The sequence below is a fragment of the Streptomyces sp. NPDC058864 genome, assembly GCF_042742985.1.
Taxonomy (GTDB): Bacteria; Actinomycetota; Actinomycetes; order Streptomycetales; family Streptomycetaceae; genus Actinacidiphila.
In genome coordinates this window covers 1-1,432 of record NZ_JBHYMQ010000162.1, presented here as the reverse complement: position 1 = coordinate 1,432, position 1,432 = coordinate 1, and the positions used below count along the sequence as shown (strand labels likewise).

General features: G+C 67.5%; 1 protein-coding gene. It reads right to left on the bottom strand.

Annotation, left to right across the window (positions count from 1 at the left end):
• Positions 1-56 precede the first annotated feature (56 nt).
• On the bottom strand, positions 57-1,295 hold the full coding sequence (locus ACFW3D_RS42130) for an IS256 family transposase (RefSeq protein ID WP_500513791.1): 1,239 nt from the start codon (positions 1,293-1,295) through the stop codon (positions 57-59).
• Between the last annotated feature and the right edge of the window lie 137 nt (positions 1,296-1,432).

Below are 1,432 nucleotides of genomic sequence, written 5' to 3'. Positions count from 1 at the left end.
GGTCACGTCCGTTGGAGTGGTGTATCGACGGCCACTCGGTGATCTCTTCTTTGAGGCTATGCGGTGAGTTCGGTGGGCAGGACGGTGCCGTGGGTTTGTGACTCGTTCGAGTGGCGCCGGGTCTTGGCGAGGAGGTCGCGGCCCATGTAGCGGCGGGCCTCGGTCCACTCGTCGTTCTGCTCGGCCAGGACCGCGCCGACCAGACGGATCACGGCCGTGCGGTCGGGGAAGATCCCGACCACGTCGGTCCGGCGCCGGATCTCCTTGTTCAGCCGCTCTTGCGGATTGTTCGACCAGATCTGCCGCCAGATTTCACGCGGGAACGCGGTGAAGGCCAGCAGGTCGTGCCGGGCCGCGTCCAGGTGCTCGGCGGCATTGGGAAACTTCCCCTCCAGGGTGTCCAGGACCTGCGTCATCTGGGCCTGGACGGCGTCGGCGTCCGGCTGCTCGAAGACCGTCCGTAGCAGCGTGGCCACCCACGGCTGAGCCGACTTCGGGACCTGGCCGAGCAGGTTGCGGGCGTAGTGGGTGCGGCAGCGCTGCCATGAGGCGCCGGGCAGGGTCGCACCGATCGCGTCGACCAGACCGGTGTGGGCGTCGGAGACCACCAGCTGGACCCCGCCCAGGCCGCGGGCGATCAGCGAGCGCAGAAAGGCCAGCCAGCCGGCGCCGTCCTCGGCGGTGGCGACGTCCAGGCCGAGGATCTCGCGATGCCCGTCGGCGTTGACACCGACCGCGATCAGGGCATGGACGTTGATGATCCGACCGCCCTCGCGGACCTTCTGGGTGAGCGCGTCGACCCAGAGGAACGCATACGGGCCGGCGTCCAGCGGCCGGTTGCGGAACGCGGCCACCTGTTCGTCCAGGTGCTTGGACATCGCGCTGACCTGGGACTTGCTCAGCTGTGTCACGCCGAGGGACTCGGCGAGTTTCTCGACCCGACGGGTGGAGACCCCGAGCAGGTAGGCGGTGGCCACCACACTGATGAGGGCCTGTTCGGCCCGGCGACGCCGTTCCAGGAGCCAGTGCGGGAAGTAACTGCCGGACCTTAGCTTGGGAATGGCCAGCTCGACCGTTCCGGCCCGAGTGTCCCACTCGCGCGGGCGATAGCCGTTGCGATGGTTGACGCGTTCGTCGCTGACCTGCCCGTACTCGGCATTGCAGAGGGCATCGGCCTCCGCGGACATCAGCGCGTCGGCGAACGTCTTGACCATCGCGCGCAGCAAATCGGGACTCGCCGCAGCGAGGTTCTCCTCGGCAAGGACGTGCAGGGGCAGACTGTCAGGTGCGGTCATCGTGCTGATCTCCTTCGAGGCTTCGACACTTCGAAGATCAGCCGGTGGCCGTCTCTATATCCGGGCACTCACTCCGACGCCGGGACAAACACCCGGATCAGGTGGGGAACCCGTACACCACTTCCAAGGACGCAACC

Bases quoted from the DNA above. Each gene is read 5' to 3' on its own strand.
- ACFW3D_RS42130 (WP_500513791.1), bottom strand. From the start codon at position 1,295: ATGACCGCACCTGACAGTCTGCCCCTGCACGTCCTTGCCGAGGAGAAC.